The organism is Thalassospira sp. CH_XMU1420-2 (assembly GCF_037029325.1).
Taxonomy (GTDB): Bacteria; Pseudomonadota; Alphaproteobacteria; order Rhodospirillales; family Thalassospiraceae; genus Thalassospira; species Thalassospira povalilytica.
In genome coordinates, this window is record NZ_JAYMEG010000003.1 from 516,164 (window position 1) to 541,716 (window position 25,553).

The 25,553-nt window shown below is 53.0% G+C and carries 23 protein-coding genes and 1 riboswitch; of the genes, 19 read left to right on the forward strand and 4 right to left on the reverse strand.

What is annotated here, in order from left to right:
* Positions 1–143: 143 nt before the first annotated feature.
* The gene (locus WA429_RS12070) at positions 144–2,579 is read right to left on the reverse strand and encodes a methyl-accepting chemotaxis protein (RefSeq protein WP_101246165.1); all 2,436 of its coding nucleotides are present in this window, start codon (positions 2,577–2,579) and stop codon (positions 144–146) included.
* Between the two features lie 515 nt (positions 2,580–3,094).
* Between WA429_RS12070 and WA429_RS12075 the strand changes: the two genes are divergently transcribed.
* The 10 genes from WA429_RS12075 to ribB all read left to right on the forward strand — a co-directional run bounded on the left by WA429_RS12075 (position 3,095) and on the right by ribB (position 14,601).
* Positions 3,095–3,748: a protein-L-isoaspartate O-methyltransferase family protein gene (locus WA429_RS12075; protein WP_206927556.1), complete on the forward strand. Its 654-nt coding sequence runs from the start codon at positions 3,095–3,097 to the stop codon at positions 3,746–3,748.
* Positions 3,749–3,823: 75 nt separating this feature from the next.
* The gene (locus WA429_RS12080; protein ID WP_287465104.1) at positions 3,824–4,147 is read left to right on the forward strand and encodes a rhodanese-like domain-containing protein; all 324 of its coding nucleotides are present in this window, start codon (positions 3,824–3,826) and stop codon (positions 4,145–4,147) included.
* Between the two features lie 143 nt (positions 4,148–4,290).
* Entirely contained in the window at positions 4,291–5,643 is a 1,353-nt protein-coding gene (locus WA429_RS12085) for a TolC family outer membrane protein (RefSeq protein ID WP_287465102.1), read from the forward strand.
* A 121-nt stretch (positions 5,644–5,764) separates the two neighbouring features.
* Positions 5,765–6,394 carry a DUF2497 domain-containing protein gene (locus tag WA429_RS12090; RefSeq protein ID WP_068519139.1) on the forward strand — a complete coding sequence of 210 codons (630 nt, stop codon included), beginning with the start codon at positions 5,765–5,767 and terminating at the stop codon, positions 6,392–6,394.
* Between the two features lie 90 nt (positions 6,395–6,484).
* Complete coding sequence (locus WA429_RS12095) at positions 6,485–9,151, forward strand: valine--tRNA ligase (RefSeq protein ID WP_287465100.1); 2,667 nt, start codon at positions 6,485–6,487, stop codon at positions 9,149–9,151.
* Positions 9,152–9,353: 202 nt separating this feature from the next.
* Positions 9,354–10,757 carry an aminodeoxychorismate synthase component I gene (gene pabB, locus WA429_RS12100; protein WP_250283472.1) on the forward strand — a complete coding sequence of 468 codons (1,404 nt, stop codon included), beginning with the start codon at positions 9,354–9,356 and terminating at the stop codon, positions 10,755–10,757.
* The gene (locus WA429_RS12105; RefSeq protein WP_068519136.1) at positions 10,754–11,323 is read left to right on the forward strand and encodes an anthranilate synthase component II; all 570 of its coding nucleotides are present in this window, start codon (positions 10,754–10,756) and stop codon (positions 11,321–11,323) included. Before pabB ends, WA429_RS12105 begins: the two co-directional genes overlap by 4 nt.
* A gap of 38 nt (positions 11,324–11,361) precedes the next feature.
* Positions 11,362–12,207: an aminotransferase class IV gene (locus WA429_RS12110; protein ID WP_287465098.1), complete on the forward strand. Its 846-nt coding sequence runs from the start codon at positions 11,362–11,364 to the stop codon at positions 12,205–12,207.
* A 57-nt stretch (positions 12,208–12,264) separates the two neighbouring features.
* Positions 12,265–13,542: an EAL domain-containing protein gene (locus tag WA429_RS12115; RefSeq protein WP_250283474.1), complete on the forward strand. Its 1,278-nt coding sequence runs from the start codon at positions 12,265–12,267 to the stop codon at positions 13,540–13,542.
* A gap of 104 nt (positions 13,543–13,646) precedes the next feature.
* Positions 13,647–13,799, forward strand: a riboswitch (FMN riboswitch).
* A 133-nt stretch (positions 13,800–13,932) separates the two neighbouring features.
* On the forward strand, positions 13,933–14,601 hold the full coding sequence (gene ribB, locus WA429_RS12120) for a 3,4-dihydroxy-2-butanone-4-phosphate synthase (protein WP_068519133.1): 669 nt from the start codon (positions 13,933–13,935) through the stop codon (positions 14,599–14,601).
* Between the two features lie 97 nt (positions 14,602–14,698).
* Here the strand turns inward: ribB and xth are convergent, their stop codons facing one another.
* The 3 genes from xth to erpA form a co-directional block, all read right to left on the reverse strand.
* Complete coding sequence (gene xth, locus WA429_RS12125) at positions 14,699–15,478, reverse strand: exodeoxyribonuclease III (RefSeq protein WP_114113222.1); 780 nt, start codon at positions 15,476–15,478, stop codon at positions 14,699–14,701.
* A 96-nt stretch (positions 15,479–15,574) separates the two neighbouring features.
* A complete protein-coding gene (locus WA429_RS12130; RefSeq protein WP_287465095.1) occupies positions 15,575–16,651 on the reverse strand; it encodes a hypothetical protein in 1,077 nt (358 codons plus the stop codon).
* Positions 16,652–16,831: 180 nt separating this feature from the next.
* Positions 16,832–17,173, reverse strand: a complete 342-nt coding sequence (gene erpA / locus WA429_RS12135) for an iron-sulfur cluster insertion protein ErpA (protein ID WP_068519131.1) — start codon at positions 17,171–17,173, stop codon at positions 16,832–16,834.
* A 241-nt stretch (positions 17,174–17,414) separates the two neighbouring features.
* Between erpA and argS the strand changes: the two genes are divergently transcribed.
* From argS to tatB, 9 genes are all read left to right on the forward strand, one after another.
* The gene (gene argS, locus WA429_RS12140) at positions 17,415–19,166 is read left to right on the forward strand and encodes an arginine--tRNA ligase (protein WP_287465094.1); all 1,752 of its coding nucleotides are present in this window, start codon (positions 17,415–17,417) and stop codon (positions 19,164–19,166) included.
* A gap of 3 nt (positions 19,167–19,169) precedes the next feature.
* On the forward strand, positions 19,170–20,087 hold the full coding sequence (locus tag WA429_RS12145; protein WP_287465093.1) for an SPOR domain-containing protein: 918 nt from the start codon (positions 19,170–19,172) through the stop codon (positions 20,085–20,087).
* Positions 20,059–21,144 carry a beta-N-acetylhexosaminidase gene (gene nagZ / locus WA429_RS12150; RefSeq protein ID WP_114113226.1) on the forward strand — a complete coding sequence of 362 codons (1,086 nt, stop codon included), beginning with the start codon at positions 20,059–20,061 and terminating at the stop codon, positions 21,142–21,144. Before WA429_RS12145 ends, nagZ begins: the two co-directional genes overlap by 29 nt.
* Positions 21,141–21,824, forward strand: coding sequence for a site-2 protease family protein (locus WA429_RS12155; protein WP_068519127.1), 684 nt, complete (start codon positions 21,141–21,143; stop codon positions 21,822–21,824). Before nagZ ends, WA429_RS12155 begins: the two co-directional genes overlap by 4 nt.
* 38 nt (positions 21,825–21,862) lie before the next feature.
* Entirely contained in the window at positions 21,863–22,735 is an 873-nt protein-coding gene (locus tag WA429_RS12160) for a segregation and condensation protein A (RefSeq protein WP_068519126.1), read from the forward strand.
* A 16-nt stretch (positions 22,736–22,751) separates the two neighbouring features.
* Positions 22,752–23,558 carry an SMC-Scp complex subunit ScpB gene (gene scpB / locus WA429_RS12165; RefSeq protein WP_287465092.1) on the forward strand — a complete coding sequence of 269 codons (807 nt, stop codon included), beginning with the start codon at positions 22,752–22,754 and terminating at the stop codon, positions 23,556–23,558.
* 105 nt (positions 23,559–23,663) lie between these two features.
* Entirely contained in the window at positions 23,664–24,707 is a 1,044-nt protein-coding gene (locus WA429_RS12170; RefSeq protein WP_287465091.1) for an ABC transporter ATP-binding protein, read from the forward strand.
* 105 nt (positions 24,708–24,812) lie between these two features.
* Positions 24,813–25,112 (forward strand): twin-arginine translocase TatA/TatE family subunit, encoded by a 300-nt coding sequence (gene tatA, locus WA429_RS12175; RefSeq protein ID WP_318271661.1) that lies wholly within the window; start codon positions 24,813–24,815, stop codon positions 25,110–25,112.
* Positions 25,113–25,147: 35 nt separating this feature from the next.
* A complete protein-coding gene (tatB, locus tag WA429_RS12180; RefSeq protein ID WP_287465089.1) occupies positions 25,148–25,552 on the forward strand; it encodes a Sec-independent protein translocase protein TatB in 405 nt (134 codons plus the stop codon).
* Position 25,553 lies beyond the last annotated feature (1 nt).

Here is a 25,553-nt window from a genome sequence, read left to right on the forward strand (position 1 = left end):
CCTCATAGAATACGACCCGTCAAGCACCCAATTTTACATTTTTTAAACAGCGGCTTGATTATCCGCCTGAAAGTAGACGAACCGCCCGAGAAATGATCCCGGGCGGTTCGATATTCGTAGGCGACATACCTTGAAAGGGCACGTTATTCGGCGGTCTTCTTGCCAAATTTGCGTTCAATCCACGGGGCGATTTTTTCTTCGCGGATCTTGCTGGGAGCAAAATCAAGGTTGGCAATCGTATCAAGGACGTGTTCGACCTTGAACGGCAAGGTCGCATTCGGACCTTCGATCATGATTTCACCGCTTGCACCTTCCGGGATCGGTTCTGCGAGCGATACTTTCACCCCGCCGACCGAAAGGTCGATGGTCTGTCCGCGGACCGATTTGCCGCCGATTTTGACCGTGACAGCCAACTGGACATCATATCGCGGATCTTTGCGACGGTTGACTTCCGGGGTGGCTGTACGAACGATTCGAACAAGGCTGGCGCGGAGTTCGGCGATGCTTTCGTCGACTTCCTCGGCGATTTTGTTCATCTGTGCTGCACGTTCGAGGTTGTCTTGTGCCTCGGATGCGACATGACCGATTTTTTCGGTCACCTCGTTTGAGGCCTCGGCAGTCTGAACGACGTTTCGGGCAATTTCCTGGGTTGCGTCATCCTGCTGGCGGACATTGACGGCAACGTTGGATGCAACTTCGTCCACGCGGCGGATGCTTGCTGTCATTTGCTGAACTGTCGAGACGACAGAGCTGGTGACATTCTGGATTTCACCAAGCTGGCGCGAGATTTCCTCGGTCGATTTGGATGTCTGGTTTGCAAGGTTTTTGACTTCCTGTGCAACCACGGCAAAGCCTTTGCCTGCGTCACCGGCACGTGCGGCTTCGATCGTCGCGTTCAAAGCCAGCAGGTTGGTCTGGGCTGCGATATCGCTGATAAGTTCGGCGACCTCGCCAATCTTGCTGACACTGTCCTGAAGCGAATTAACCGTGTGTTCAGCACTTTCACCGGCCTGGTTGGCTTCGGCGGTCAGTGTCGTGGCTTCTTCGATCTGACGGGTGATTTCGCGGATCGATGCGGCCAGTTCCTCGGATGCGCCCGACACGGTTTCGGCGTTGGCCAGAGCCTCGTGTGCGGCTGCGGCCACACTTTCCGAGTTTTCGGAAACGCGTTCGGAGGATCCGGCCATCTCACCGGCTGCCGAATTCAGGCGATGCGTCTGGTCAATGATAGACTGAACGACTTTCTGAAGTTCCTGTTCGACCGTTTCCGCCAACCCGCGCAGGGCGCCAACACGTTGGGAATTCGCCTTTGCTTCGTTTTCTTCACGTTCGAGTTTCGCATAGCAGAGCCTTGCATGAAGGCCACGAAGCTGTTGAATCGCCGGTTTGAAGTCCGTCACCTTTGGCATGTTGATGACATAGCTGGTGTCGTTGGCTTCAATCGCGTTGAAATGGGTTTCCATCTGTTTAAGCGGTTGCGTCAGGCGACGCGTCATCCAGACGCCATAGGCAATGGTCAAGGCAACCGCAGCAATGAAAATGGCAATTTCGAAGATCACGGCCTTCAGGAAGGCGCCTTCGGCACTGGCGATACGTTGACTTGCGACTTCGTTCTGAACAACCGTCAGGGTAATGACCTGTTGCATCACCGGATCAAGATTTTGATAAAGCTCGTCGGTGACCAGTGCATCAAGTGCGGCCATGTCCTTGGCGACCATAGCCTGACGCAGGCGATCCATCACCCCGTTGGCAGCGGGGAGAAGTTTCTGGATTTCTTGCACAACCGGGGCCTCACGCGGGCCCAGCTCACGCTTTACATAGGTCTCAAGGTTTTCGTTGATTCGCGCTTTGGCTGTGTCGATGCTTTCAATGGCTTGCTGCCAGTCCATGCTGCCGGCGCGGACCTTGTGAGACGCATCAATCACTGACATGGAATAGTCTGATGAAATCTGTTTGAGCAAACGCAACGGTTTGACCCGGTTTTCATACAGGTTTTCCAGATTCTTTTCGGTCTGATATTCGGCGTACAAGCCATACCCGCTAAGCAACATCATCAGCAGGATCATTGTCGCGAATGCCGCAGTCAGGCTGCCCCGGATGCTTGACATAAAGCCCGGTGTTTTTGCCTTGTGGGTGATCTCGCCATATTCAAGCGAGACATCCTTGGCCTTTCCGGCCCGCATATTGGTATAGACGCGTTCGGCTGTTTTCTTTTCTTCATCCGTCGGCTTTGTCCGGATAGAGATAAAACCTGCGATTTTTCCGTTTTCGACCGTTGGCGTGACATTGGCGCGCACCCAGTAATGGTCGCCGTTCTTTGCCCGGTTTTTGACAAGTCCCTGCCAGGGCAAGCCGGCCTTGATCGTCTGCCACAGATTTGCAAAAGCCTCTTTGGGCATGTCGCTATGACGGACAATATTATGGGGGGAGCCAAGCAGTTCTTCCTCGGTAAAGCCGCTGATCTCGACGAAGGACTTGTTGGTAAAGGTAATTTTCCCGCCGGAATCGGTTTTTGAGACAAGGATATCCTTGTCCTTCATCAGAACTTCGCGGTTGGTTACCGGTCCATTGTCACGCATTGTATTCCCCTGGATGTCACAAGTAAGTTCAGTTGGGTCATGTCCGACTGGAAATCGGGTTGCACTTGATCAGAGGGCAGGGGCAGCTCATCGGCGAAGTGGCGCTTTGAGGTTATCCTTGTCCCACTTTGGCATATGTTTACGTGCGATCTTTGCTTTTCAAGTAACGGTTGCGCATATTTTCGCGTAATTCGTACTGTAAAAATGCCGTGTAAATGTTTGAGATGCATCAAATAACAAGGTGACGCTTGCACTTTTGCCAGGTTTTGAACGGGCAAAATGCTGGTTTAAAATTGCGCCGGATTTTTGCATTTGACCGAACTGCGGGTGGATGACGGGTGGAAATGGTCAATCATTTAGCGCGGTCAATGCGTTAAAATCCAAGTCACACATTGATCCGATGTTGTCAGGTGCTTATGTGCTGACTATAAACAGGGCAATTACCGCAACCGTCTTTGGGGACAAAAAGGATTGTTGCGGTTTCTTTCTCGCGAGAATTTTCAGGTCAGATAATCATGGATTACCAAATCGCGCGCCATAACATGGTGGAAAATCAGGTTCGGACCAACAAGGTTACCGATCCGCTGGTCATCGCTGCGATGGAGGAAGTTCCGCGCGAACTGTTCCTGCCTGAAGGCAAACGCGGCATTGCATATGTTGATGAAGATATCCCGGTTGGCGATGGTCGCTTTGCCATGGAGCCGATGGTCATTGCCCGTTTGATGCAGAGCGCACAAATCGCGGAAACGGATGTGGCCCTCGTGATCGGGGCAGGTTTCGGATATGGCAGCGCACTGATTTCGCGCGTCGCAGAAACCGTGGTTGCCGTTGAAAGCAACAAGGAAATGTCCGCAGCAGCCGAAGCCGCGTTCCAGAAGGTCAACTATGACAACGTAATCGTCGTCGAAGGTGATCTTGCCGCAGGCTACGCCAAGCAGGCGCCGTATAACGTGATCATTTTCGATGGTGCTGTTAGCGAAGTGCCGACAGGCATTCTTGACCAGGTTGCAGAAGGTGGTCGTCTTCTGGCGGTTGTCCGCGAAGCAGGCAAGGTCGGTGTCGCACGTCTGTATGAGCGCGAAAACGGCGTTATCGGTCATCGTGATCTGTTCGATGCAAACATTCCGTATCTTCCGGGCTTTGAACCGGCGGAAAGCTTTGTATTTTGATTCTTGAAATTGCCCGGTTCATGCCGGGCATTTCTTTTTTACGCATATCGAACATATCCAACTGATCAGGGTTTCATGGTTCAGGAACTTTCATGCCGCGATTTGGCGGAACAGCTCGATCAGAAGAAGCCGATTATACTTCTGGATGTGCGTGAAGACTGGGAAGTCGAAATCTGTATGATCGGGGACTCCTTGCATATTCCCTTGTCGGAATTGCCGGGGAGACGGGCGGAATTGCCAGATGATAAACCAATTGCGATCATCTGCCACCATGGGGTGCGCAGTCGCCATGCGGGAATTTTCCTTGAAGAATATGGATTTAAAGATGTTTTTAATGTTACTGGCGGTATAGATGTCTGGGCGCTTGAAGTTGCGCCGGATATGACACGCTACGATTGATTGCCGTAACGACCGGAAAACGGGGCGAATACTTTTTTGGGTTCCAAATGCCTCTTTTCTTGGAAAATTTTGTTTCCGTCGTTACCATACGTGAAACTGCGCCGGGGTCGGGACTTGGTGTAGGATTTTACAAGGGTAGATAAATGATAAAACGGTTCTTGCTGACCTGCAGTATTCTGGCGACCGGCGGATTGGTCGCTGGTGGCGCATCTGCAGAAAGTCTTGAGGACGCTCTCATCAAGGCATATCAGAGCAACCCGACACTCGAAGCGGGTCGTGCGTCTTTGCGTTCGACTGACGAAGAAATTTCGGCAGCGCTGTCAAACTGGCGTCCGAGTGTTACGCTTTCTGGTGATGCCGGTTTCCGTGAATACAATACCGAAGTCAACGGATCGGAAACGGAAAACAGTCTGACACCCTATACTGTTGGTCTGAACGTTACCCAGCCGCTGTATCGTGGTGGTCGTACGACGGCCCAGACCGAACGCGCAGAAGCCCGTATCAAGGCAGCGCGTGCGGCACTTCGTTCTACCGAACAGGATGTGATGTTGCAGGTCGCGACAGCCTATTTCAACGTTCTGCGTGACACGGCCGTTGTGGAACTGAACCAGAACAACGTTCGCGTGCTTGAGCGTCAGCTTGAAGCAACCCGCGACCGTTTTGCTGTTGGTGAAGTAACCCGTACGGACGTCTCGCAGGCCGAGGCGCGCCTTGCCGGTGCGAAGGCCGATCTGATTTCAGCCCAGGGTGCACTTGCCAATACGCGTGCACAGTATGAGCGACTGGTCGGCAATCCGCCGACCGATCTTGAGATTCCGAACCCGCTTGCAGGTCTTCCGACCAGTGTGGCCGATGTTCTGTCGATCGCACAGGGTCAGCATCCGGACGTATTGCAGGCACTTTATACCGAAGAAGCAGCCCAGTCGGACATACGTCTGAATGAAGGGTCGCTTTATCCGGAAGTAAACCTGTCGGCAGGTGTCGAACGTGCCCATGAAGGGTCGACCGAAGATTTCACTGCCGATAGCGCCGATATCATCGCATCGGTATCCGTGCCGCTTTATCAGAAGGGCGCTGTTTTCTCTGGCGTTCGTGCTGCCAAGCAGACCGCAGGTCAGGCGCGGATCCAGGTTGATGAAGCACGCCGTGCTGTGATTGAAAATGCAACCAGTGCCTGGGAAACCCTTGTGACGGCACGTGCAAGCATTGAGTCCCAGCAGGCGCAGGTATCTTCGGCGGAAGTCGCCCTGGACGGTGTTCAGCGTGAAGCATCTGTCGGTTCGCGTACTGTTCTTGATGTCCTTGATCAGGAACAGGAACTGTTGCAGGCACGTGTCGATCTTGTCGGGTCGCGCCGTGATGCGGCAGTCGCCGAATTCCAGGTCAAGGCCGCAATGGGCGCGCTTAATGCGCAGGTCCTCGGCCTGCCGGTCGAAGTTTACGACACTGAGTCCAACTACAATAAAGTCAAGGACCAGTGGTGGGGAACAGACTGACCTTTTGAATGTTCAGGGCAGGGTGGTCGTCATCCTGTCCTGAGCGCGCTTTCGGATCGGTCTGGTTAAATGACACTAGTGCGGAATTTTAATTATGAGTGACGGGCAACAAGAACCTTCAATGGAGGATATCCTCCAGTCCATCCGCAAGATTCTTGCTGATGAGGGGGACGAAGAAAAACAGGAAGCCGCTCCTGAACCCGAACCGACGCCAGAACCCGAGCCGGAACCTGAGCCCGAGCCAGAACCCGAGCCGGAACCGGAAGAAGAAATTGACGAACTCGTTCTTGACGATGAACCCGAAGAACTTGAGTTCGACGATGAACCGGAAGAGCTTGAACTCGACGAGCCTGAAGAAGAGCTCGAACTTGATGACATGCTCGATTTCGATGAGACTCCGCTTGAGGATGACCCGGAACCGTTAGAAGACGAATTCGACGAGCCGGAACCGGAACCCGAGCCTGAACCGGCGATGCCGGCACTTTATGACGATGATGATGACGAACCGCTGATTTCGAACATGACGGAATCTTCGGCGACCGGCACCATCTCGGAACTGGCGCAAGCTGTTGCAAAGAAACGCGCAGTTGCGCTTGGCATCAATGCAGGACATGCCACCCTTGAAGATCTGGTACGTGATATGTTGCGTCCGTTGCTTAAGGAATGGCTTGACGAAAACCTGCCCTATATGATCGAACGCCTTGTGAAGAAGGAAATCGAGCGGATTGTGAACCGCGCCGAAGACCTGTAGGCGAGCCGATAGTTGATTTGAAGCGGCGCGCCCGGGGTGCGCCGCTTTTTCTTTGTATGATTGATTAAACCCGCAGCGGATCAAAAGACCATGTTGGAGAAGACCTACAGCCCGGCCGAAGTGGAAGGCAGACTTTACGATAAATGGGAAAAATCGGGGGCCTTTGCCTGCGATACGGCGTCAAGCGCCAATCCCTATGTCATCATGATGCCGCCGCCCAACGTGACCGGCAGCCTCCATATGGGGCATGCGCTTACTTTCACGCTTCAGGATATTCTGATCCGATACAACCGGATGAATGGCAAGGATACCCTTTGGCAGCCCGGCACCGACCATGCCGGCATCGCGACACAGATGGTCGTTGAACGCCAGTTGGGTGAACAGAATGTCACGCGCCATGACCTTGGCCGCGAAAAATTCGTGGAAAAGGTGTGGGAGTGGAAAGAAAAATCAGGCGGGACAATTACCAATCAGTTGCGTCGTCTCGGCGCATCCCCCGATTGGGACCGAGAACGGTTCACCATGGACGAAGGCCTTTCGGCAGCGGTCCGTAAGGTGTTCGTTACCCTGCACAAGCAAGGTCTGATTTACCGTGACAAACGTCTGGTCAACTGGGACCCGAAACTGCTAACCGCAATTTCGGATCTTGAAGTTGTGCAGAAAGAGGTCAAAGGCCATTACTGGCACTTCAAATATCCGATCGAAGGCCGCGACGGCGAATTCATCACCGTTGCCACCACACGCCCGGAAACCATGCTTGGCGATACCGGTGTAGCAGTTCATCCTGATGATGAGCGTTACAAGGACCTGATCGGGCAGTATTGCATTCTGCCGATCGTCGGACGTCGCATCAAAATCGTGGCCGATGAATATGCAGATCCGGAAAAAGGGTCGGGTGCGGTGAAAATCACCCCGGCGCACGATTTCAATGACTTTGAAGTCGGTAAACGTGGTGGTCTTGATCAGATCAATATCATGGATGACCATGCGCGCATCAATGACAATGCGCCGGAAGAATACCGTGGTCTTGACCGGTTCGAAGCCCGCAAGCAGATCGTGGCCAAGATGGATGAACTGGGTCTTCTTGAGAAAATCGAAGATACCGTTCACATGGTTCCCTATGGTGATCGTTCCAACGTTGTGATCGAGCCGTATCTGACCGATCAGTGGTTCGTGAATGCCGAAGTGCTGGCAAAACCGGCGACCGAGGCGGTCGAAGACGGTCGGATCCGCTTTGTTCCGAAAAACTGGGAAAACACCTATTTCGAGTGGATGCGCAACATCCAGCCATGGTGCATTTCCCGTCAGCTTTGGTGGGGGCATCGCATCCCGGCCTGGTTCGGTCCGGATGGCGAGATTTTCGTCGAGGAAACCGAAGAAGAAGCAATTGCCGCAGCCAAAGCACATTACGGTAAGGATGTCGAACTGACGCAGGAAACCGACGTTCTTGATACGTGGTTCTCATCTGCCTTGTGGCCGTTTTCGACCCTTGGATGGCCGGAAAAGACCCCGGAACTTGGCAAATACTATCCGGGTGATGTTCTGGTTACCGGGTTTGACATCATCTTCTTCTGGGTTGCCCGCATGATCATGATGGGCATGCATTTCATGGACGGTAAAATCCCGTTCAAGGATATTTATATCCATGCGCTGGTCCGTGATGAAAACGGGCAGAAGATGTCAAAATCCAAGGGCAATGTGATCGACCCGCTGGAAATCATCGACGAGTATGGTTGTGATGCGCTGCGCTTTACCCTGACCGCGCTTGCGGCACAGGGCCGTGACATCAAGCTTGCGGCATCACGCGTTGAAGGGTATCGCAACTTCGCGACCAAGCTATGGAACGCGGCGCGCTTTGCGGAAATGAACGAATGCAAGCCGGTCGAAGGCTTTGACCCGGCATCGGTCAAATCCACCCTTGCGCGCTGGATTGTCGGAAAAACCGTCGAGGCCGCCAAGGCTGTCGGGACGGGGATTGAGACCTATCGCTTCAACGATGCGGCAAGCAGCGCCTACCAGTTCGTTTGGGGTTCATTCTGTGACTGGTATCTGGAACTGGCAAAGCCGGTTCTGATGGGACAGGACGAGGAAGCCAAAGCAGAAATCCGTGCCGTTACTGCATGGGTTCTTGATCAGATCCTTCTGATCTTGCATCCGGTAATGCCCTATATCACCGAGGAACTTTGGGAAAAGATTTCCGAGAACCGCAGCAAGATGCTGATTTCGGAAAGCTATCCGCAATTCGATGAATCCTTGATTGATCGCGCGGCCGAAGCCGAGGTTGATCTTGCAATTCGTCTGATTGGCAACATTCGTGGTGTTCGTTCTGAAATGAATGTTCCGCCGGCGGCAGAAGTGCCGATCTATCTTGTTGATGCGACCGACGCGATGAAAGCGGCAGTCACCGCACAGGAAGCACAGGTCAAACGTCTGGCACGTGTCGCCGATATTGCCTTTAAGGGGCAGGGCGATGTCCAAGTCATCGCCAAAGGCGCAATTCAGACCGTTGTCGACGGTGTTGCGGTCTTCGTTTCGGTTGCTGACTTTATCGATGTCGCGGCGGAAAAATCGCGTCTCGAAAAGGAAATGCAGGACAAAACGAAGTACATCAAGGCACAGGAAGGCAAACTGTCGAACGAGAAATTCGTCAGCCGCGCGCCTGAACATATCGTTGCGACCGAAAAGGCCAAACTTGAGGAAGCCCGCGATACTCTGGCAAAACTGACAGAGGCCTATGACCGGATTGCTTCGATGTAATCATGCGATTTTGTTGAATGTCAAAGGCCAGCCACAGCGGTTGGCCTTTTTCATTTGGGACCGCTGTTTAATCGAAAGTGACGCAAATTTTTCACCGGACGGGATGCGAATCGCGTAAATTTCCATTCCCTGCCGCGTGCCGGAATTGATGCCCGACCATTTGCCGGACATTGATCGTATTTCCCGAACGAATGCGTTTTGAATGCTGATTGAAGAATGCCCCTATATTGAGCCTGTCGATGCTTATGGTGCGTTTGCGCCTTATGCGGACAGTCATTTCCTTGATTCTGCTGATCGGGATCGCTTTTCCTATATCGTTGTGTCGCCGCTTCATAAGCTGACGGCGAAAAATGGTCAGGTCACCCTGGACGGGTTTCCGTTTCCCGGAAATCCGTTTGATGTGCTGGGGGACCTTCTGGCGCGTTATCCGCAAACCAGACGTGATGATTTGCCACCGTTTCAGGGTGGTGCCGTCGGATATTTCGGATATGAGCTGGCCCATCAGACCGAAATCCTCCCCAAGGCCGCCGATGACTGGCTGGGCATGCCTGATATGGCGATCGGCATCTATGATCTTGTGATTGCCTTTGATCAGGAAGATCGCAAGATGTGGCTGATTTCAACGGGTATTCCGGAACGTATCGGGGCGGCACGCGCGCAACGTGCAGAAGAACGCATGGGGTTGCTGCGCAAATATTTGCGTCTTGCCAGACCGCTGCATGAAAGCCCGGGTGTTCCGCATGCGCCAGCGATCCGGAAATGGACGTCAAATTTTGACCGCACAGGGTTTGAAACCAGTGTGCAAAAGGTCATTGATTACATCTTTGCTGGCGACATTTTCCAGGCAAACCTGTCGCAAAGCATCCGGGCGGAATATCCGCGCGATGCGGTCCCTGAACGGTTCGGGCTTTATCGGCGGCTGCGCGATATCAGTTCCGCGCCATTTGGGGCCTTTTTGAATTTTGGTGAATTTGCAGTTCTGTCGAACTCGCCGGAACGGTTCCTTAAAGTAGCCGAAGGGCAGGTTGAAACCAAACCTATCAAGGGAACGCGGCCACGCGGAGAAACTCCGCTCAGCGATGCGGAACTTGCACAGCAATTAATGCGATCCCCAAAGGACCGCGCAGAAAACATTATGATCGTTGACCTTTTGCGAAACGATCTGTCAAAGGTCTGCAAACCGCATTCCGTTCATACGCCAGCAATCTGTGCCTTGGAAAGTTATGCGAACGTGCATCACCTTGTTTCGACGGTCACCGGTGAATTGCGTGACGGCAAAACAGCAGTGGACCTTTTGAAGGCAAGTTTCCCGGGCGGATCGATCACGGGTGCCCCGAAAATCCGGGCAATGGAAATTATCACCGAACTGGAACAGACAACGCGCGGGGCCTATTGCGGTGCGATCGGATTTATCGGGTTTGATGGCAGCATGGATACAAATATCGCCATTCGTTCGCTATGTGTGAATGGCGGGCGCATGGCATTCAATGTTGGCGGCGGCATTGTTGCTGATAGTGATCCGGCGCTTGAATATGAAGAAACACTGGTCAAGGCGACCAAGATGTTCGAGCTGTTCGGGATCGATGGGCAGGATGTCGTGTCATGATCCTTCTGATTGATAATTACGATTCATTTGTTTTCAATCTGGCCCGCTATATCGAGGAACTCGGTCACAATGTCATTGTGGTCCGTAACGATGAAATTGGTCCAAACCAGGTCCGCAAACTGCATCCCGACGCCATCATCTTTTCGCCCGGACCATGTGGCCCGGATGAAGCAGGCAACAGCCTGACACTGATTGATACCCTGAAATCGGAATATCCGATGTTGGGCGTCTGTCTTGGGCACCAGTCAATCGCCCAGGTTTTTGGCGGCAAGGTCAAACGTGCCAAGCGCCCCGTGCACGGAATGACATCTGAAATCCATCACAGTGGTACGGAATTGTTTTCGGGATTAAAGAATCCTTTGCAAGTAACGCGTTATCACTCCTTAATCGTTGAATTGCCTGAAGATGGAAGTCTGATTGAACTGGCCCGTGGCCCCGAAGGTGAAATCATGGCGTTTGCACATAAAGATTTTCCGTTGTTTGGTGTACAGTTCCATCCGGAAGCCGTATTGACCGAGCAAGGACATGATTTGTTGGCAAACTTCCTGAAGCGGGCTTCTTCATAAGGCACAAAAACAGAAGGGACGGCGTGATGCAGGTATGGATGAACGGGAGCTTTCGTGACCTTGACGAGGCATCTATCCCGGTAACGGATCGCGGATTTTTGCTGGGTGACGGTTTTTTTGAAACCATGCGTGCCCACGAAGGCAAGATCGCCTGGATCGATGCCCATATGGAGCGTTTGGACTATCACGCCGAACAAATCGAGTTTCCGGTTGATCTGTTGCCGGCAACCGATGAAGTGGCAAATGTGGTTTCCACCCTGTTTGAACAGATTCATCGCAAGGATGCGGTCGTGCGCCTGACGGTGTCGCGCGGTTCCGGGGAACGGGGGCTTTTGCCGCCGGCCGATCCGGATCCGACCATCCTGATTACCGTTTCACCGTTTGAACCCGTCGAACCGGCGGTCGGGATGAAGCTGTTTACATCCCAGAAAGTACGTCGGAACGCACATTCGGTTGCGGGCGGGATCAAAAGCATCAATTACCTTGATAACATTGCAGCCAAACAGGAAGCGCAATCATATGGCGGTGACGATGCCCTGATTTTGTCTTCGGACGGCAATGTTGCCGAAACAACGATTGCCAATATTTTCGGGATCAAGGGTGAAACTCTTTGGACACCGGATGAAGATACCGGAATTCTGTGCGGGCTGGCGCGTGATTTCATTTTGGAATGGGCCGAAGAAACCGGCCGAGACGTTGAATTTGAAGCCAAAACACCCGATATGCTCAAAGAATTCGATGCTATTTTTACAGCGAATGCCCTTCAGGGATTGCGGGTTGTTGATATGGTGGACGGTCTTGTGATCGGTGTACCGGCAATGACATTCTTTGCAGAACTTGCTCAAACGGTGGAAACATCGCTATGCGAAAGTATAGTTCTTTAGGGTAAATTAACCCTGCATCTGCATGATCATGGGCAATGACCTGTTACAGGATTGCCTATGACCGCCCAAACCACAAAACCCGCACTGACACTTAACCGGTTTATCGAAGGACTGCGCAAAAACGCGGCCAATGGTAAAACGCCGCATTTGGGTGTTCTGAACATCCCGCCAGACTTGCGTCTTGGGGCCGAAGATTATCAGGCAATCAGCCGTGATGCTTTTCACCACTTGCCGGAAAATACACAGATCCACCGTCTTGAAAACGGGATGGTGGCCTGTGTGCGCGGCACGAAATGGACAGAAGACGATTCCAGTTTTGTCGAGCATGTCCGCGAAACACTTGAAGAAGTGATCGAACGACAAGGCCTTGGCACGATTCCCAAAAATCTGTGGAGCCGTTTTCGTTGGCCCGAAGATGACGAACGACTTGGCCAATTGCTTGGTATTCCGTTATCAGAACGGCTGATGGGGGATGGCTGGGCGCGTTTCGATATGTCAGAAATGCTGCGCGGCGCGATCACTACAGAAGCCGTGTTTGACTCCTGCCGGCGTCAAGCGATCCTGAGTTTCGATGACACCCGTCGGCAGATCCTTGGTCATGAAATCTATTGTTCGCTTGATTATTTACGCCAACACCACCTTGCCAGCTTTTTGCTTGAAGGGCCGGGCGAACTTGAAATCCTGTCGCGGGTACTCGATGAAAAAGTAATGGAAGTGACGCGGACGATCGCGCCGTCGATCCTGCCCGACAAGCTGCATCTTAACATGCGGGTGCAAACTGTTTTGAGCGACACTTTTGCCGAATTCGTCAATCATGACGATGGCAAGCTGATCAAAAACATGGCGATCGAATTTTCGATGGAAAACGCCATTGCCAACTGGTGGGAATTTGAAGATGCCTGTGAATTCCTGCATTCGTCGGGGATCGAGGTCGGACTGGATCGGATCACATTGCCTGCGTTGGAGTTTCTGTCACCGCGCAAGATGAATGTCGATTTCATCAAGGTGATCTGGGATCAGAACATCATCGGATCACGGCGTACAGAAGTCGCCGAACGTCTGCGTGAATTTGCGAGCCTGTTTGTCGAAAGAAGTCTTGTTCTGACACGATGTGACAGCCGGACGGCCTTGCGCATGGGACGAAGTCTTGGCGTTGAAGTGTTCCAGGGCAGCTACATTGATGCGATGCTGGGATCCTATTTGCACCGGGAATGCAAATCAAAACGGCGGTCAACCGACAAACGTTGTGCGGTATGTCAGTGGGCGCCACGCGAAGCGCGCAAGAATGGCTGCAACTTCCATTTCCGAAGCGGAAAACGGCTTGCCGAGGTTTAAATCAAAGATTTCCATCGCTTTTTAGATGTTTGACAACCGCGTGGTGCTTTCATAAAGTGCCCGCAGCTGATCAATCATGATTGGCTATGTCGTTAAAACACGGCGCTTATTCTCAGGGCAGGGTGTAAATCCCGACCGGCGGTAATCCAGATTTCTGGGAAGCCCGCGAGCGCCCGACGATCACACGATCTTCGGGGTCAGCAGATCCGGTGAAATTCCGGGGCCGACGGTAATAGTCCGGATGGGAGAGGATAAAGCGTGACGTACAGGGCAAGAACGCATTTGCGTGACTGTTTTGGCGTCTGCCTGCGACCGCGATGTGGCGATTTGTCATAAAGCGGGCCTTTCTTTGTTGCCCTGGTTCGTAAGCCCCATCCGTAGAGGACGGTTATGAATCAGAGTATTGAACCACAATCAGGTCTTTCGATCTTTGGCGATCCGCATGAACGCATGGAACGTGCGCTTGCTGATTTGCGTGAAGGCAAGGGCGTTCTGGTTGTCGATGATGAAGATCGCGAAAATGAAGGCGATCTTATCTTTTCCGCAGAAAATCTGACCAATGAACAGATGGCGATGCTTATTCGCGATTGCAGCGGCATTGTTTGCCTGTGCCTGACCGATGAAAAGGCAACGGCGCTTGATCTGCCACCGATGGTCGCGACCAATACATCAAGCATGGGAACGGGCTTTACCGTTACCATCGAAGCCAAAGTCGGGGTCACCACCGGTGTGTCGGCGGCCGATCGCGTGACCACGGTCAAGACCGCCATTGCCGATGATGCAAAGCCGTCTGATCTTGCGCGTCCGGGGCATGTTTTCCCGCTGCGTGCGCGTGCCGGTGGTGTTCTAGAACGGCGCGGCCATACCGAGGGAACGGTCGATCTGATGCGCCTGGCAGGTTTGAAGCCGGCCGGCGTTCTTTGCGAAGTCACCAATCCGGACGGCACCATGGCGCGTCTTCCTGAGCTGATCGAATATGCCCGGTCCCATGACCTGGTTGTGATCAGTATCGAAGACATTGTTGCATACCGCACCGCGATGCAGCAGGCCGCAGAATAAACTGCACAAGAAACCCGTTTCGGGCTTAGAGCCAGATACAAAAAGGGCAGCGTGAAGTACGCTGCCCTTTGATTTTTCGGGGGTATATTCCCCGCGATCAGTCATCAATCATGCACCAGACCGGGGTGTGGTCGGATGCCTTTTCCTTGCCGCGCGGGTCGCGGTCAATATCAGACGCGCTCAGGCGATCAGCGGCAGCCGGGGTCAGCAACAGGTGGTCAATGCGAAGACCATTATCCTTGTTCCAGGCACCCGCACGGTAGTCCCACCAGCTATACTGGTGTCCTTTCGGGTTGAATGTCCGGAAAGCGTCGGTAAAGCCCATATTCATCATCGTGCGCAGTCGTTTGCGTTCAACAGTGGTGCAAAGGACGGTTTCGCGCAATTTGATCGGATCGTAAACGTCGGCATCATCCGGTGCGATATTGTAGTCGCCTCCCATGACGGCGGCTTCGCCACTGGCGCGGATTTTTTCAAACCGCTTGATCAGTCGATCGAGGAAGTTGAGCTTGTAATCAAATTTCTCATCCCCGACTGCGGTTCCCATCGGGACATAAATGGATGCCACCCGAACAGGGCGGGGCGCACAAACAGTGGCTTCGATATAGCGCGCCTGTTCGTCATCATCATTGCCCGGAAGACCGCGTTCGACATCCTCGATCGGATATTTCGACAGAATGGCAACCCCGTTATAGGTCTTTTGGCCATGGATCGCGATGTTGTAACCAAGATCTTCGATCTCCATCGCCGGAAAGGCTTCATCAACTGTCTTGGTTTCCTGCAACAGAACAATGTCGGGTTTGGCGTCTTGCAACCACTCGATGATATTGGGCAAGCGAGCCTTGATTGAATTGACATTCCATGTGGCGATTTTCATGCGTGCCTCAGTTGTTTTTTCTGAACCTTCAAGGCCCCGTTAACCGGGAGCCTTGAAGCATTTGGTCCAAACTATGTCAACCTTTGGCGACAATTCCTAGAACCGAATAGTCCCCATGACAGACGCATAACCGCTGATCTGGTCTTCAAAGTTGACTCGTGCCGTGCCTCCGTCTGCGCCGCTTGGTGTCCAGTAGCTGGCAACGCTGGAATCGTATTCAGCCCCGATATTAAAGTTTAAGGCCATCGAACCGGTATGAGCCGTTACGCCCAAGGCTATGCCGCTAAGCAGGGCAATCGTATGGTCTGAATCCGATACAGAGGTTCTCCAGCCTGAGCCGTCACAGACACCGAACAGGTCGGTCGAGAAACCATCGCCGCAATCAGAGGCGTTCAGTTTGGCCTTGCGATAGCTTGCCCCGACAAAACCGGAAAGTCCAAGGTCAAGCCAGGATGTTGCCGTGTAGTTAACGGCACTGCCTATGCGTGTTTTGAAGCCGTCAGTATCAAAATCAAAATTCTGGGTAACCAGATCGTTTCGCACAGGAATGAATTCCCGTGTATCGACTTCAGAGGAAGCATTTTCGTATCCGATAGCCAGCAGCGGCGTAATCGTAAGGCTTTCCGACAAAATGCGATCCGCCGCAACGATGATCTCGAAGGATCTGTCTTTCTGATCAATATCTATAAATGTGTTGTGGATACGGTCTGCGAAGTTCTGATTGACGGCATTTGTGCCATTGACCGCAGATTGGCCTGTGTTGCCCGACGCAAAGGTCTTGCCAAATACGGTTTCAGAATCATCTCCGCTGAGATAATGTCCCTTGATCATGGCACGCGGATTTTGACCGATAATATCGGTAAGTCCGTTTTCGGGCAGATAAAATCCAGCCTCGATTTGTGGGCCGGTTAAAATCATCATCTCGTCATAGTCTATGTAATACTGGGAATCTGATGTCGGGCTGCTCTGTCCGGCAGACAGATTGGAATAGTTACCGTGATAATTTGGGGCGTTGTAAAACTTGCTGGTGGCTCCAACCGAACCGAAAAATAGTGAAGAGTTGTCGGGTTTTTGCAGAATGGATGAGCCGAGCAGGCTTGATTCCGCATAAGCGTGTGATGACAACGAAATAATTGCAGTTGCAACTGCAACAGCGGGTTTCCAAGATTGCATTTTGACTACTCATTAAAATCATAGCGTGTATGTATGGTGGCGGAAAGTTTGTAGTCGAGAAGCCAAAGTAATTGCAATTACAATACTTTGAAAATTTCTGACATTTTCTGTCATCGAAATAAAAAACGGGGCCTGCATGAAGCGGGCCCCGTCTAAGGGGTAAATTCAATCGCGGTTGAATCAAATCGAGAAACTTGATCCGCAGCCGCAAGACGATGTGGCGTTCGGGTTGTTCACACGGAAAGCTGACCCGACCATTTCACGGACGAAATCGATTTCAGCACCGCCCAGAAGATCAAGCGATACTTCGTCAATTACCATTTTTGCACCGTAATTTTCGAAGATGCAGTCTTCGTCCGTGGTGTCAGAGTCCAGCGAGAACTCATACTGAAAACCACTGCAACCGCCGCCAGAAACCTGCAAGCGCAGCATGGTGTTTGCCGCACCTTCCGATGCGATCAGTTCCTGAATACGTTTCGCAGCACTTTCAGTCATTTGAACTTGCCGTGAAGCTTCGGTCATTCAACACTCCTTGGTCTTAGACCTGCCCGCAGACGGGCAGGAATAGTTCCGATCTTATGGCGTTATAATAGCACGGTCAGATCGCAGTATTTAAGTCACTATTTAGCGCGCATGGCTGAAATGTCAAAACCTGTAATCACTCTAATCAAGGGTGACTTGCGTTTTGGGGCGAAATGGCTCAAAACAGGCGCCAGTCAAAAGGCCCACTGGGTCAAAACCAGAAAATGCAAAGTTCAAAGTCATGAATGTTTTCAGCCTGTTGAAAAGCGACATCGAGAACCAGATTCTCGCCCTTGAAAAAGATGGTGTTCTTCCCGCCGGAAGCGACACTTCTCGTGTGACGGTGGAACCGCCGCGCGATGCGTCTCATGGGGATGCGGCCACCAATGCCGCCATGTTGCTGTCAAAGGCCGCTGGTATGAAACCGCGCGATCTTGCTGAAAAGCTTGCTGAAAAATTGCGCGAGATCGACCACATCGAAAATGTCGAAATCGCCGGGCCGGGCTTTATCAACCTGCGAATGGCGGACCGCTTTTGGTTGTCACAGGTTTCCAAGGTGCTCGAGCTCGGGACAGCGTATGGTCAGAGTGACCTGGGCAAAGGCGAAAAGATCAATGTCGAATATGTTTCGGCAAACCCGACCGGGCCGATGCATGTCGGTCATTGCCGTGGCGCTGTTGTGGGTGACGTTCTGGCAAACCTGCTGGCCAAGGCCGGCTATGCAGTCACCAAGGAATATTACACCAACGATGCTGGCGCACAGGTTGACGTTCTTGCCCGCTCCCTGCATCTGCGTTATCGCGAGGCGCTTGGCGAAGATATCGGCGAAATCCCGCAAGGCCTGTATCCGGGCGACTACCTGGTCGAGCCGGGCCAGAAAATGGCAAAGCGTGATGGCGACAAGTGGGTAAATGCACCCGAAGAAGAATGGCTTGAGGAATTCCGCGCTTTTGCCATCGTCGAAATGATGGCCCTGATCAAGGAAGACCTGCGTCTTCTTGGCGTTTCTCATGACGTGTTCACATCCGAGGATGGGTTGGTTAAAGCCGGCAAGGTTCAGGCGGCTTTCGAACATCTTGAGAAAAAAGGCGACATCTATGTCGGTGTTCTTGAACCGCCGAAAGGCAAGAAACCCGACGATTGGGAACCGCGTCCGCAGACATTGTTCCGCGCGACCGATTTTGGGGATGATGTTGACCGTCCGCTTAAAAAGTCGGATGGCAGCTGGACCTATTTTGCATCTGACATTGCCTATCACTTTGACAAGTATGAGCGCGGCTTCAACCTGATGATCGACATTTTCGGTGCCGATCACGGTGGCTATGTCAAACGCATGAAGGCGGCAACCAAGGCGATCACCGGTGGCGAGGGCGACCTTGATGTCAAACTGTGTCAGTTGGTCAGTCTGTTTGATAACGGCGAGCCGGTAAAAATGTCAAAACGTGCCGGCACGTTTGTCACCCTGCGTGACGTTGTCGAACGCGTTGGCAAGGATGTCGTACGGTTCATCATGCTGACCCGTAAAAACGATGCCGCACTTGAATTCGACTTTGCCAAGGTGACCGAGCAGTCAAAAGACAACCCGGTATTCTATGTGCAATATGCCCACGCGCGGGTGAATTCGGTGTTCCGTCAGGCTGCCGAAGCATTCCCGGATCAGGACTTCTCGCCGGAATCCTTGATCAATGCGGATCTGAGCCAGCTTTCCAGTGACGAAGAAAAACTTCTGGTCCGTCGTATGGCGGAATGGCCGCGTATTGTTGAACAGGCTGCCGTCGCGCACGAGCCGCATCGAATTGCCTTTTTCCTGACAGAAATTGCAGCAGAATTCCATGCATTGTGGAACAAGGGACGTGACAATACGGCGCTGCGCTTCATCGTTGCGGATGATCTGGCAGCGACTCTGGCACGTCTTGCAATGATCCGTGCGGTTGCGACCGTGATCGCATCGGGTCTTGAGGTGCTTGGCGTTAAGCCTGTCGAGGAGATGTAAGATATGAACGAAGAACACGGCCGTGGCCTCCATGCAGAACGCGCACCCCACTATCGGGCTGAAAAGCCAGCGCGCAAAAGCATGCTAAAAGGGGCGATTACCGTGTTCTTCGGTCTGGCTGTGGTGGCAGGCGGGCTTGGCGGTGCCGGGTACTGGTTCTATCACCAAGGGCAGCCGATCCAGGATGATGGCAAATTGCCAATCCTTTTGCCGGATCCGTCGCCGATCAAAATCCGCCCCGATGATCCCGGGGGGATGGAAGTGCCACATCGCAACACCACGGTTTATGATCAACTCAATGACGTTGATCCCGATGCGAATGTGGTTTTGCAGGAACTTCCCGATATGCCGCGTGCACCGGAAGTCACGCGATCCCAGCCGGCGACCGGTGAGACCGTTAAGGACCCCGTCGCCGACAATGCGCAATCAGAGACGGGCGAGGGTGGCGATAGCCCGACTGTCGAAGGGAACGCAGTGTCTGCGTCCAAGGACGCAGCGCAAACAAATGATGCCCCCGCAGCAGAGCAAAGCGTAAGTGCGCCAGAAATTTCCGAGCCGGAATTGACAGATGCGCAAAAGGCAATCGCCGCAGCAACCGCGCGCGAAACCAAAGCAGCACCTGCCAAACCAGCGTCTGGCGACACGCCAGCATCGGCAAACGCGGTTTCGACGAATGATTTTCGCATTCAACTGGTTTCGGTGCGCGATGAAAATGGCGCGGCTGCCGAATGGAAAAGATTATCATCGAAAAACAAAGACTTGCTTGGTAGTCTTCAGATGTTCGTGCAGCGTACGGATCTTGGTGACAAGGGCGTATTCTATCGCTTGCAGGCAGGGCCATTGGCCGATGCAGCTGCGGCAGAAAAGCTGTGTGGTGATCTGAAACAACGCAATGTGGGGTGCCTCATTGTCCGGCCTTGAAGTCAAAAAACCGCGCGCCTGTATTCTGGGCGTTGCCGGAACCGAGTTAAGCAACTGGGAAAAGGGATTCTTCCGTGAAGCTGATCCCTATGGCTTTATTCTGTTTGCCCGCAATGTCGAAGATCGCAACCAGATCCGTGCTTTGACGTCTGCATTGCGGGATACGGTTGGAAACAGCAATATTCCGATCTTTGTCGATCAGGAAGGCGGGCGTGTCATGCGCCTGAAGCCGCCACATTGGCGCAAAATACCCGCGGCTGGTGTGTTTGGAGAACTTTTTGATCGAAACCCCGAAGACGCGCGCGAGGCGGCCTATATCAATGCACGTTTGATGGCAATGGATCTGCGGGAAGCTGGCTTTAACACAACCTGTGCACCGGTTCTTGATTTGCGGTTCCCTGGCATGAGTGACGTTGTCGGCGACCGGTCTTACGGCGCAGATGTTGCAAAGGTGGTTGCACTGGCCAGTGCGGTTGCGGCAGGTTTGCTTGACGGTGCAATCGCGCCCGTAATTAAACATATTCCCGGACATGGTCGGGCCGCTGTTGACAGCCACAAGGACCTGCCGGTCGTATCGGCATCGCACGACACCCTAAGCCAGCTTGATTTCGCGCCGTTCGTACAGATGAAAGATGTGTTGGCGGCCATGTCGGCGCATTTGCTGTTTACAGCGATCGACGATCAGCGACCGGGGACCGTTTCCCCGAAGGTCATCAATGATGTCATCAGAACCGAAATCGGGTTTGAAAATCTGTTGATCAGCGATGATTTGTCAATGGAGGCCCTTGGCGGGTCGATTGCCAGCCGCACCCATGAATGTCTGCATGCCGGATGTGATATTGCGCTTCATTGCAACGGCAAACGGACCGAGATGGAAGAAGTGGTTTCCATGGCACCGCTGCTGTCCGGTGCGGGATTGGTTCGTGCGCAAACATTTACCAACCAGATTGCCGCATTCAAACCCGACGTGCCGTCATCGACACAGGTGATGGATTGGCGGGTCCGGTTGGCGGACTTGCTTGCACCGGTTTGGCAGGCCGAGGACACAGCCAAGTGAACGACATTGTTGAATTGATTGTATCGGCATCAACCTGGGTCATTCCGGTTTTGCTGGCGGTGACGTTGCACGAGGCCGCACACGGGTTTGCCGCCAAGCTGTTCGGGGATGATACCGCGCAGCGGATGGGACGGCTTAGCCTGAACCCGATCCGCCATATTGATCCGGTCGGCACCATTTTGATCCCGGGGCTTTTATTGATAACGGCCGCACCATTCCTGTTTGGCTATGCCAAGCCGGTTCCGGTGGCATTTCATCGTCTGCACCCACAACGGCTTGGCATCATTGGCGTGGCGGTTGCCGGTCCGGCAACGAATGTGTTGCTTGCCATTGTCTCGATCCTTCTTCTGGTGTGGTTGCCCGACTTTTCGCCATCAATCAATCAATGGCTTGGTACCACGCTTAACCAATCGATTTGGCTGAACTGCATTTTGGCGGTTTTCAATATGTTGCCGATCCCGCCGCTTGATGGCGGGCGGGTTCTGACGGCGATTTCCCCGATGCCGGTTGCACGGGTCTTGGCGCGTATGGAAAAAACCGGCATGATCATTTTGATCGGCTTGGTCTTTTTGCTGCCATACGTGACCAGCAAGCTTGGGGTTGACCTGCCGATTTTTCAGTGGCTGGTGCTTGAACCGGCCAATGCGCTGGTGCGGCTTCTGGCAAATATTTTCGCCTGATACGGTATCAGCGAAGGACAGGGGACAGTCAGGGACAGATGGCAGACCAATTCGAATTGGAAATCCCGGACGAGGTGTTTGACAAGAAGCCCGTCGATGAAGACGGGCCGAGCCTTGCCGAACGCCTGATCCTTGATCTTGATGGGTTTGAAGGCCCGCTTGATGTTCTGCTTGAACTTGCACGCGATCAGAAAGTCGACATCATCAAGATTTCGATCCTTGCGCTGGCCGAACAATATCTTGAATTTATCAGAACCGCACAGGGTTTGCGTCTTGAACTGGCGGCAGACTATCTGGTGATGGCGGCCTGGCTTGCCTATCTGAAATCGCGGTTGCTGCTGCCCAAGCAGGAAAATGATGACGAAGAGCTTAGTGCCGAAGAAATGGCAGAGCTCCTTGCCTTCCAGCTCAAACGGCTTGAGGCCATGAAGGCCGCGGGCGAAAAGTTGCTTGAACGTCCAAACCTTGGCCGTGACTTTTTCGCGCGCGGCGCCCCCGAAGAAGTGCGGGTCACTACGGCATCTGTCTATGACGCGTCGCTTTATGATCTGTTGAAGTCATATGCCCGCATCATGCTGACATCCGAAAGCAAGACACTCGAAATCGAGGCATTCGACCTTTATGCGATGGATGATGCCATTCAGCGCCTGCGTGATCTGTTTGGTCGACGCGTCGTGCCGACATGGACCAAATTGCTTGAATTCATGCCACGCGGCCTCGGATCGCCCTTGAAGGCGCGATCGGCACTGGCCGCGCATTTTGTCGCCAGCCTTGAAATGTGCCGCGATGGCGAACTTGAAATTTCACAAGAAGAAGTCTTCGGGCCGATTTTGTTGCGCTCGCCGCAAAAGCGCCGTGACGGGGATATGGACAGACCAATTGCGTCAGACGACGATTTGATTCGGGATTGAGGGGCAGGGATATTTGATGAGCAATGACGCACAGCTTGAAATCCAGGGCGTGGAAACAGCACCCGACATTGATTTCCAACATGTCCGTATTGTCGAGGCCGTCCTGTTTGCATCAGCCGACCCGGTCAGCGAACGCGTGATTGCCGCCCGACTGCCAGAAGGCACGGACGTATCGGCCATTCTGGCGACCTTGTCGGAAACCTATGCTGCGCGGGGGATTAACCTTAATCGTATCGGCGAAAAATGGGCATTCAGAACCGCCGTCGATCTTGCCGGTGACCTTCATATTGAAGTCGAAAAAGCCAAAAAAATGACGCGCGCGACGCTCGAGACGCTGGCGATCATCGCCTATCACGAGCCGGTAACCCGTTCGGAAATCGAAGAAATTCGTGGCGTCGCCTTGTCCAAGGGCACGCTTGATATCTTGCTTGAAGCGCGCTGGATCCGTCCGCGGGGGCGTAAACGCGTGCCGGGCCGTCCGGTTCTGTGGGCGACAACTGATGATTTTCTTGATCATTTTGGTCTGGAAAGTCGCGATGATCTGCCGGGCCTTGCCGATCTCAAGGCTGCCGGGTTGCTTGACAGCCGTCCGGGTATGGGACGTTACGGTGCAAGCTCTGATGACGATGTATTGCCAGAACTGGTCGATGATGGCGAAGTGACCGATGCGGTCGTCGAGGAGGCGCTTACGACGCGCAACCTCGAAGATCTTGATGAAACGATTTATTCCGACAATCCCAACCTGCTTGATGATGCGGAACGTTCAGCCACCAAGTCACCTGCTGCTGATGATGTTGATTCGCCGGATGATGATCGGAATTGATCCATCTGCTTGCATCCTGCGGGCGGGGACCTTAAATTTCAGAAAGATTTCGCCAATCATTTGCATCTTTGGATGCATGGCCACTGCAACAAGAAGAGAATTTGAATGACCGACGGCCTTAAGATGTCGAACGTCTCGCACATGTTCGGGAAAAACCGGGTATTGCGGGATATCAGTTTCGATGTCGCCCCTGGGGAATTAGTCTGTCTGCTGGGACCGTCGGGCTGTGGGAAAACGACCGCACTTCGACTTGCCGCCGGACTTGAAAAATTACAGGTCGGCGAGATTTCGGTCAGTGATCAGGTGGTTGCACGCCCCGGTGAATATGTCGAACCCGAAAAGCGCGGGGTTGGTATGGTCTTTCAGGATTACGCGCTGTTTCCCCATTTGAATGTTGCGAAAAACATCGCCTTTGGTTTGCGTCATTTTTCCGAACAGGATCGGTCGACTGCTGTCAAAAGGGCGCTTGATCAGGTCGGTATGTCCGACTACGAACATACCTTCCCGCATGAATTGTCAGGTGGTCAACAGCAACGCATTGCGCTGGCGCGGGCGTTGGCACCCACACCGCGCATCATGTTGCTTGATGAACCGTTTTCCGGACTCGATGTCGCGCGTCGTGCTGACTTGCGCGATACCACACTGCACGTTTTGAAAAATGCCGGCATTGCGACGGTGATGGTCACCCATGATCCGCAGGAAGCCATGTATATGGCGGACCGCATCATCATCATGAATGAAGGTCAAATTATGCAGGACGGAACGCCGGAAACCCTTTATTTCCGTCCTGAAAGCCGGTTTGTCGCGTCCTTCTTTGGTGAAGTGAACCATTTTCCGTCCGTTGTTGCCAATGGCAGTGTGAAAACCCCGGTCGGGGTGCTTGATGATGTCGGCCTTGCGGATGGTACGGATGTTGATGTGCTGATCCGGCCCGAAGGGCTTCATATCGGTGATGCGGTCAACGGTCATGACATTCTGGCCAATGTTGATGCCGTGCGCGCCCTTGGCGAGGTCAATCTGATGCACCTTACCCTTCATTCCGGCGGTCATATCCATGCCCGCGTGCCGCGGCGTTTTTCGACATTAAATCAGAAATCTGTCGCTATAACGCTTGATCCCGAGATGACCTTCGTGTTTCCTATGTCGTGATAAGACGAACTGCCGGGTTGACAAAAATCAAGGCAGGCTGTCGGATCAGGTATAATTAACAGGTGTATGTGATCACGGTTATTAACCCAACCGTCGCATTGCACAGTGGGGGGCTTTCTGCCATTATCCGAGCATATCGCCGGAAGGCAGAATGGATCTTTGGAGATTGAAGTTATGGGTATTGGCGTTTGGCAAATCGTTCTGATTCTTGCGATTGTCCTGATCATCTTCGGTGCTGGTAAATTGCCGAAAGTGATGGGTGACATGGGCAAAGGCATCAAGAGCTTCAAAGCGGGCATCAACGAAAAAGAAGAAGATGCAGCCGCATCGGCCAAGACCATTGAAAACACGACCTCTGCATCGGTTTCATCCGAGAGCAAAGACAAGGATTCCGTGAAATCCTGATCGTCTGTCGGATTTCCTTCAGATAGGCGTGTCAAATGTTTGATATCGGCTGGACCGAAATGGCTCTTGTGGCCGTCGTCGCGTTGTTCGTCGTCGGCCCCAAAGAGCTTCCTCATCTTCTTTACAAGTTGGCGGGCTACTGGAAAAAAGTGCGTGGCATGGCGCGCGAGTTCCAAAGTGGCATTGATGACATCATCCGCGAGGCCGAACTCGATGATCTGCGCAAGCAGGTCAGCAGTGCGCCGACCAGTGGATCCGACTTCCTGGAAAAAAGCATTGGCGCTCCCAAAGGCGACGAGAAGGCAAAAGACACCAAGGCAAAACCGGCCGATGCCAAGGCAGACACAAAGTCTGAACCCAAAGCGGAAGCCGAAAAGCCTGTTGCCAAATCTGCGGCTGGAGAGAGCAAAAAGAACGACCACCCGGAGAGCCAGGCGTGAA

What these genes read in the sequence shown, in the direction of transcription:
- WA429_RS12075 (WP_206927556.1), top strand. Translation starts at nt 3,095, where the DNA reads ATGGATTACCAAATCGCGCGCCATAACATGGTGGAAAATCAGGTTCGG.
- erpA (WP_068519131.1), bottom strand. Translation starts at nt 17,173, where the DNA reads ATGACCGAAGCTTCACGGCAAGTTCAAATGACTGAAAGTGCTGCGAAA.
- WA429_RS12145 (WP_287465093.1), top strand. Translation starts at nt 19,170, where the DNA reads ATGAACGAAGAACACGGCCGTGGCCTCCATGCAGAACGCGCACCCCAC.
- WA429_RS12115 (WP_250283474.1), top strand. Translation starts at nt 12,265, where the DNA reads ATGACCGCCCAAACCACAAAACCCGCACTGACACTTAACCGGTTTATC.
- WA429_RS12105 (WP_068519136.1), top strand. Translation starts at nt 10,754, where the DNA reads ATGATCCTTCTGATTGATAATTACGATTCATTTGTTTTCAATCTGGCC.
- tatB (WP_287465089.1), top strand. Translation starts at nt 25,148, where the DNA reads ATGTTTGATATCGGCTGGACCGAAATGGCTCTTGTGGCCGTCGTCGCG.
- WA429_RS12085 (WP_287465102.1), top strand. Translation starts at nt 4,291, where the DNA reads ATGATAAAACGGTTCTTGCTGACCTGCAGTATTCTGGCGACCGGCGGA.
- ribB (WP_068519133.1), top strand. Translation starts at nt 13,933, where the DNA reads ATGAATCAGAGTATTGAACCACAATCAGGTCTTTCGATCTTTGGCGAT.
- nagZ (WP_114113226.1), top strand. Translation starts at nt 20,059, where the DNA reads ATGTGGGGTGCCTCATTGTCCGGCCTTGAAGTCAAAAAACCGCGCGCC.
- scpB (WP_287465092.1), top strand. Translation starts at nt 22,752, where the DNA reads ATGAGCAATGACGCACAGCTTGAAATCCAGGGCGTGGAAACAGCACCC.
- WA429_RS12160 (WP_068519126.1), top strand. Translation starts at nt 21,863, where the DNA reads ATGGCAGACCAATTCGAATTGGAAATCCCGGACGAGGTGTTTGACAAG.
- xth (WP_114113222.1), bottom strand. Translation starts at nt 15,478, where the DNA reads ATGAAAATCGCCACATGGAATGTCAATTCAATCAAGGCTCGCTTGCCC.
- WA429_RS12095 (WP_287465100.1), top strand. Translation starts at nt 6,485, where the DNA reads ATGTTGGAGAAGACCTACAGCCCGGCCGAAGTGGAAGGCAGACTTTAC.
- argS (WP_287465094.1), top strand. Translation starts at nt 17,415, where the DNA reads ATGAATGTTTTCAGCCTGTTGAAAAGCGACATCGAGAACCAGATTCTC.
- WA429_RS12170 (WP_287465091.1), top strand. Translation starts at nt 23,664, where the DNA reads ATGACCGACGGCCTTAAGATGTCGAACGTCTCGCACATGTTCGGGAAA.
- pabB (WP_250283472.1), top strand. Translation starts at nt 9,354, where the DNA reads ATGCTGATTGAAGAATGCCCCTATATTGAGCCTGTCGATGCTTATGGT.
- WA429_RS12130 (WP_287465095.1), bottom strand. Translation starts at nt 16,651, where the DNA reads ATGCAATCTTGGAAACCCGCTGTTGCAGTTGCAACTGCAATTATTTCG.
- WA429_RS12080 (WP_287465104.1), top strand. Translation starts at nt 3,824, where the DNA reads ATGGTTCAGGAACTTTCATGCCGCGATTTGGCGGAACAGCTCGATCAG.
- WA429_RS12110 (WP_287465098.1), top strand. Translation starts at nt 11,362, where the DNA reads ATGAACGGGAGCTTTCGTGACCTTGACGAGGCATCTATCCCGGTAACG.
- WA429_RS12090 (WP_068519139.1), top strand. Translation starts at nt 5,765, where the DNA reads ATGGAGGATATCCTCCAGTCCATCCGCAAGATTCTTGCTGATGAGGGG.
- WA429_RS12070 (WP_101246165.1), bottom strand. Translation starts at nt 2,579, where the DNA reads ATGCGTGACAATGGACCGGTAACCAACCGCGAAGTTCTGATGAAGGAC.